The organism is Phormidium pseudopriestleyi FRX01, from assembly GCF_017313335.1.
Taxonomy (GTDB): Bacteria; Cyanobacteriota; Cyanobacteriia; order Cyanobacteriales; family Laspinemataceae; genus Laspinema; species Laspinema pseudopriestleyi.
On sequence record NZ_JAFLQW010000311.1, the window covers coordinates 1 to 6841 of the forward strand.

Genomic DNA, 6841 nt, shown 5'->3' on the forward strand with positions numbered 1-6841 from the left:
CATCTACCTCAATAAATCGCCCCCAAAGAATGCAGGACCGGGATGTGCTGCCCTTATTGCAAAATTTTATGGAAGATACCCGCCAAACCTCCGCAATTGTCTTTGCAAACCCCGAAGATTTACGGCGATTTGAGCTACTGCGACAACTGGATGGTGCAATTGTGGAATGGTCGCGGTTATTGCCAACAAATCGCAATTTATGTGTCTTTATTTTCCATCAAGATACTTATGCTGAACTCCAATTATTTTGTCAGCAGATTGGCCTAACTTTTTTGAGTAACTTATTGTTGAACCGAGAGCGTTCTCACAATTTAGTCAATATTTGTAATATAGTCACTCCTAGCGCCTCGGAGATTAGCCATTTAATCCAGCGCTTTCGATTACGAGAACAGCGCCAAGTAATCTGGAACGACTTGGAACAATTAACCACAGCTTTAGCTCAAGAATCTAAGCCATTGAACTATTGGCATGATATGTTTCTATCCAGTTCGGAGTTCTCTTTAAAACAGGCATATCGGGCCAAATGGACTCAGAAACTGCCCTTACTAACGGCGGCAGAATTAACTCAGGAACTCAGGGAAAAGGTGATTGGACATTCAGGGGCGATCGCCACCCTCGTTAAATTAGTCCGAGGTAAAATCGCCGCCCAAAAAAGTCCCAAACCCCTGGTTATTTTGTTACCAGGACCCACAGGAACCGGCAAAACTGAACTGAGTAAAGCCCTAGCATTAGCCCTCGGAACCCAGTTAGAACGGTGCGATATGGGGGAATATGGAGAAGAACATAAAGTCTCCAATCTGTTTGGCAGTCCCCTAGGATATGTCGGTTCAGAACAGGGGGGATGGTTACCCAATGCCTTGCGACGGAATCAGCAACGGTGCATTTTATTGTTTGATGAAATTGAAAAAGCACATGGTTCTATCTGGCGAAAAATGTTAGCCTTTTTTGATGAAGGGCGAGCCACTGATGCCAATGGGACGGTCATTTCGCCTAAAGATACAATTTGTTTATTAACGACAAATTTAGCCAGTGAAACGATTACTGAAACGCCGAGTCTGGCCAAAGAAATTTTACAAAAAACCGGATATCTTCCCCCAGAATTTATCGGACGAATTGATAAAGTGATTCCCCTAAATCGCTTGGAATTGGCGGAACAGACGGAGATGATTTTCCGGTTGGTGAAACGGTTTGCTCAGGACCGCTATAACATTGATGTCGTCGTTGATGAACCTGGGTTAAATGCTTTAGTTCGCGCCACTTATGAACCGGCGCAAAACTATGGGGGACGCGGGGTTAATGAAGCCATTGCTGACCTGTTTACCGATGATTTGATTGAGTTACAAATTCAGAATATTGACCGATCGCAATTGAGGATAGAAGGGGAAAAAATGCAGCTTGTTCCGGGGGATGGCGAACAACCGGCGCTAGATTTTGCGGCCATTGCTGCGGGTTCCGGACGACGAAATCAGGCCAGCTTAGAAGGGTTACTCCACCAACTGGATGCCATGATTGGGTTAAGTTCTGTCAAAACTGCTATGCATGAATTAGTCGCCAGTGAACAGGCAAAACAACGATTGCGACAAGCGGGATATGAAACGGGCGATCGCATGACTCGCCATCTGGTATTTTTGGGCAATCCTGGAACTGGAAAAACCACCGTAGCGGAATTGGTAGGGGCAATTTTTAAAGCCTTGGGAATTCTCAAAAAAGGCCAACTGATTAAAGTTGATAAACCTCGGGATTCATTGGTGGCTGAATATGTAGGACAAACCGCCCCAAAAACTCGGGCAAAAGTAGAAGAAGCCCTGGATGGAATTTTATTTATTGATGAAGCTTATGCACTGGCATCGCCACGGGGAAGCGGACATGATTATGGTCAAGAAGCAGTGGATACCCTCGTCCCGATGCTGGAAAATTATCGCGATCGCCTGGTGCTGATTTTTGCCGGTTATACCCAACCCATGCAAGCATTTTTAGCCACCAATCCGGGTTTGCAGTCCCGCATTGCCAAAACTATCGAATTTCCCGACTATACCGGGGAGGAAATGCTAGAAATTTTCCTCTCTTATTGCCGGACTTCTAAACCCGCTTACCGTTGTCCTCCGGAGGTACAACAAGCGGTATTAGAGCGACTCAATCGGATGTACAAAATGCGCGATCGCAACTTTGGCAATGGACGAGATGTCCGCAATTTGTTTGAGGCAATGGTACAATTACAGCAGGTTCGCCTCATCCGCGACAACCTGGAAGGGGAAGCGATGATTACGTTGGCTAAAAACGATTTACCCCCACTCAACTCAGGCTAACTTAAATCAATTGTCGAAAAGATTTAGACTTGCTATAAAATGCCTTGTAGACCAAAAGAGAAAAGTTCCTTAAAGATTCTGTTGGCGAATCAAGAAAGAGACCTCTCCCCGACCCTCTCCTAAGAGGAGAGGGAGGTATAAGGAAATGTTTTTATACTAGCGGGGAGGGGCTTTCCAGCTCCCCCTTCCCTCGTAGGGAAGGGGGTTGGGGGGTTAGGTCTCCTCACCAACAGAGTCCTCAACGCGCGTTCTCGTTAACAAAATTATCAATAACCGGAGATCAAGATGAGTGGTAGAAAAGAGCGATATGTGAGTATTAGTGAAGCAGACTTACGCCGATTACAGGAACAGGATAGCCGACTGCGATCGGTGCAACATGACTTACCCGATCGCCTGAATCGGATGCGTGCAGAAGCGAATCGAGAAATGCAGCAACGCCTCATTCCTCTAGAGCAACGTGGGAAACAGCAGGAACAAGAAGCGCAACGCCTACGGAGTAACCTGGGGGAACTCGAACGGGACACCCAACAGCGATTGCGACTCCAGCGCCAAGACTTTCAGCAAGCAGTCCGAGAATCCGAAGTGCGACAGCAACAGGCACTCCAGCAGGAACGGGACAGTCTCACTTTAGCAATGCGAGCCGGGTTTGAAAAACAGCGGACTGAATATCTGCGAATTACAGCGGATCAACGTCAAGAATATCTCACTCTCAATCAACAACTGGAACAGAAATTCTCCCAACTCCTGGAGGAAGAACGGCAAGCGCGGGAAACGGGACAACAGATGCTAAAACAGCAAATTGACCGGGTATTTGACAACCTCGAACAGGAACGACAATATAAAGCAAAATTGGCGCAAGAACTGCTCACCGATGTGGAACAAATTTGGCAGCAAATCGACCGCGATTACCAACACCAGCGCTTTGCTCCCCATCAACTCGCTGACTTGCGGCGCAATTTAGATTTGGCAAAACAAAACTTAGCTGCCGGAGTTTGCGAAGCGGCGATCGCCACCTCCCAAGAAACTTACCTCAAACTAGCAGATTTGCGCCTCGAACTCGAACAAAAAGAACAAGAATGGTTACTTTATTATACCGCAACCTTAGAGAATTTGCGAACCCTGATTACCGAAGTTCAAGCCCATCGTCAAATCGAAATTGAACTGGGAGAATCCGGGGGCGAAGTCGAAATCTTTCAGGCAGAAGTTGATTATTGGACCGATGGACGGTTGAGTGCTTATCATCAAAAGCTCGATAAGTTTCAACAAAAACTCACCGCAGGGGAATCCACTCTCACCACCGAACAAATCCAGGAATTAGCCCAACAAATAGAAGCCCTCCATCCGGAATTGGCCGAAATTGCTAACCAAGCCAAAATGCAAGTAATTCTCTCCCAAATGCGGGCCGAAATTGCCGATAATGTCGTAGGAATGTTGGAATCTTACGGCTATCAACTCGCAGACCCCAATACCGATGCCAGCTATGAAGGCGCGGACTATCGGAATGCTTATGTAGTCAAGGTAAAAAATATTGCCGGGGAAGAAGTTGTCACTGTGATTACGCCGGAAAAAGAATTAGGAGTGAATAATATTTCCATCAATGCCTTCAGCGATCGCCTATTAGATGAAGAACAACTCCGTCAACGAGCCGAAGGGATTTTTAATGCCCTCCATGAAGAATCGGGATTAGAATTGCAAGGCCAAACCCAATGCTATGAACAACCCCAAGCTGAGTATCAGGATATTGAACAAGTGAAACACCGTTCCAACCCACCGAAACAAACATCTTTTTAAGGGATTTACAGACAAAAATTGTGGCATTTTGACGGGAGGGACAAGGTACTGCCCTATCCTTACCCGCCTCAATTCAAGACAAATTTCAGGCTTTTACATCCGGATTTGATATCAAAAAATTTGTTAAATCAGCCAGCCTCCGATGTCTTCATTCCTGCATCTGTACCCTTCACCGTTTCAATTTTGCTGATTGCCTTCCCTTCACATCCCGGAAGGGAAATCGCCCCTTTTTAATCCCCTCTTTTGCCCAAGACCAGGCCCCAATAGAACAGGCAGCACTGACTAACAATGCTATCAGAAATGCCAGCAACGGCAAGGGGAAAGAGGGTTCAACTTTTTCCCCTTTCCACTCCCAAGATTGAAACATTAACCCCGAAGTTGACGCGACAATTGCCCCAGCAGCAATCCCAAGCCCCACCGCTTGAATCTGGTCTTGCAAGTCTTGATTCGCTTCCTGCTGCTGATAATTCATCTTGGCTTGTTCCACCTCCACAATGCCGCGCAGGGTGGCAATATACTGGCCGAATAGGGCATTTCCCGGCCTTAAATAATTTAGGTTTGTGTGGATTTGTCGGAGTAATTTTACCCGGGAATGATAACGAAAACTTTCTAAAAAATCTAACTCCTGCTCTCCTTTAAGGCTCGTTAATTTCTTCATTTTTTTGGTATAATTATTTAAATTGGTAATCAGCGTCGTGCGCTGGTCTTCAATATCCCGGAGATAACCGGCGTAGGTAAAGGCTTTGGGGGTAATTTTAAGCAGAGATTCCTGCAAAACGGTTAACTTTTCAGCCGTATCTTCCGGCAAGGTTTCTAACGCCTTTATCAGGGTTTCTAGCTCGTGATAAAGTTGACGACAGTCGCGATAGCGAGTGCGGGCTTGGTGATAGCTGAAGCGGATTTTGCTGCGATAACAAAGCAACTCCATCAGGGGGCGATAGTAGTCTCCAGACTCTTCCAGTTGAGCGGTATCGGGATGACAGTCTAACCAGATGAGAATGTGACAAGATTGGGCTGGATTTTCAGCATCATTATCATATTCAAAAATTTGACTGCCTAACAGTTTGCCCTTGGCAGAATAGGAGGGCTGAAATGGGGTTTGGGCTTGGGTAAGTATAGCTTGTAAACAGCGATCGGCTAACCCAGGGAGGGGATCAGAGTCGGGGGATTCTTCCGCGATGACAGGTTTGGCAAACAGGACCAAAGTTTGGCCGATCGCAGCGGAAATGCGATCGGGTAGCAGTCGTCCCTCGGGGTTAAGGTGAGAGAGTTCGGCAACAGGGACAATTCCCGGATAGCGAAACGTGAGGTCAGCCACATAAGTATCATGGAGTTGTACCGCATAGAGTTCCCCATTGCGCCGGGGAGTCTCCGAGTGCCCTTCTACCACAGGAAAGTGGAAGCGCAAACAGCGACCAATTTCCTCCGAAAGCAGTTCTCGAAACGGGACAGTTGCCTGATTTGGCTCCATATTCAGCCATTGACTACAAGTAGCGATCGCGTCGATACCCAGAGATTTTCCCAATTCCTCGAACTGCTGCCAAAGTAGCTCAGAATCTTCCACCCGTTCTCCTTCCGGCAATGCCATATCGTGACAGAGGTGGAAGGCATATAAGCTGAGTTTGGGATAGTGGAGCAATTCTCCCGAGAATTGTTCGTTCATAGGGGTTCCTTGGGCAGTAAATCGATACAAATGATAGCATTTTACCAGTTGTTCTGGTAAAATTTGAAATCAGGAGGGGGAGTCACCCGCAGGGAGTTTTCTGGTCCTCAGAAACAGCATACCCAGACATTACATTTATACAAACCATGTGTTACGACAACCTGCTAAAATATTGGGCGGAAAAATATGCCCAACAGATGGCATCCTGGGCCTTCAGACAACCCATCACCACCCCGGTTGAAGTCTTAAAAACAGAACTCTCCGTTGAACCGATTCGGGCGGATTCAGTTATTTTCCTAAAAACCGGCCCAGAAATTCAGCATTTAGAATTTCAGACGAGGGTTCCTCAAGATAGGCCGATGCCGATCCGGATGTGCAGCTATTCCATCCGGTTACAATGGCAATATGAACTGCCGGTGAGGCAGGTCTTGATTTGGCTGGTTCCTACCAGTAACCAGGCGGTATTCGAGACGGAATTTCGGACCGAATTCACCCAACACCAATATCAGGTAATTCGGTTATGGGAAGAATCCCCAGAAGCTTTACTGGGGAATAGTGCCTTACTGCCACTGGCGGTGTTATGCGCCACGGAGAACCCCACGGAACTCTTGAGTCAAGTGGCTCAGGAAGTGAATAAAATAGAAGAGACAGACCTGCGACAGGAAATTGCAGCCTGCACTCAGATTTTAGCTGGGTTGCGGTTTGACAAACGGTTAATATCCACCATGTTCAGGGAGGAAGTTATGCGAGAATCTGTAGTCTATCAAGATATTCTGCAAAAGGGAGTCGCCCAAGGATTAGCCCGAGGATTAGAGCAGGGCGAAAAACAAGGTGAATTGGCGGTAATTTTCCGACAGCTTCATCGCTTTTGTGGGCCGCTCAATCCAGAGATTGAGTCACGAATTCAGGGACTGGGTAAGCCGCAATTGGAGGAGTTGAGTGAAGCGTTATTAGACTTTACCAACTTGGCGGATTTACAGCAGTGGCTGGACTCTCATTAAAGCCGATTTGGGGCAGTTGAAGGAGTAGGAGTAGGGTGGGCAATGCCCACCTTCTGTTCGGTGGGCAGTGCCCACCCTAC

The 6841-nt window shown here is 47.0% G+C and carries 4 protein-coding genes; 3 read left to right on the forward strand and 1 reads right to left on the reverse strand.

The features are described 5' to 3' along the window. Both J0895_RS11645 and J0895_RS11650 read left to right on the forward strand, forming a co-directional pair. The coding region (locus J0895_RS11645; RefSeq protein ID WP_207088256.1) for an AAA family ATPase at positions 1–2306 on the forward strand (2306 nt) is incomplete at its 5' end. A gap of 285 nt (positions 2307–2591) precedes the next feature. Then, positions 2592–4097: a coiled-coil domain-containing protein gene (locus J0895_RS11650; RefSeq protein WP_207088257.1), complete on the forward strand. Its 1506-nt coding sequence runs from the start codon at positions 2592–2594 to the stop codon at positions 4095–4097. 169 nt (positions 4098–4266) lie between these two features. Here the strand turns inward: J0895_RS11650 and J0895_RS11655 are convergent, their stop codons facing one another. Then, positions 4267–5760: a hypothetical protein gene (locus J0895_RS11655; RefSeq protein WP_207088258.1), complete on the reverse strand. Its 1494-nt coding sequence runs from the start codon at positions 5758–5760 to the stop codon at positions 4267–4269. 146 nt (positions 5761–5906) lie between these two features. Between J0895_RS11655 and J0895_RS11660 the strand changes: the two genes are divergently transcribed. Further along, positions 5907–6761, forward strand: coding sequence for a DUF4351 domain-containing protein (locus tag J0895_RS11660; RefSeq protein WP_207088259.1), 855 nt, complete (start codon positions 5907–5909; stop codon positions 6759–6761). Positions 6762–6841 lie beyond the last annotated feature (80 nt).

Bases quoted from the DNA above. Each gene is read 5' to 3' on its own strand.
- J0895_RS11650 (WP_207088257.1), top strand. From the start codon at position 2,592: ATGAGTGGTAGAAAAGAGCGATATGTGAGTATTAGTGAAGCAGACTTA.
- J0895_RS11655 (WP_207088258.1), bottom strand. From the start codon at position 5,760: ATGAACGAACAATTCTCGGGAGAATTGCTCCACTATCCCAAACTCAGC.
- J0895_RS11660 (WP_207088259.1), top strand. From the start codon at position 5,907: ATGTGTTACGACAACCTGCTAAAATATTGGGCGGAAAAATATGCCCAA.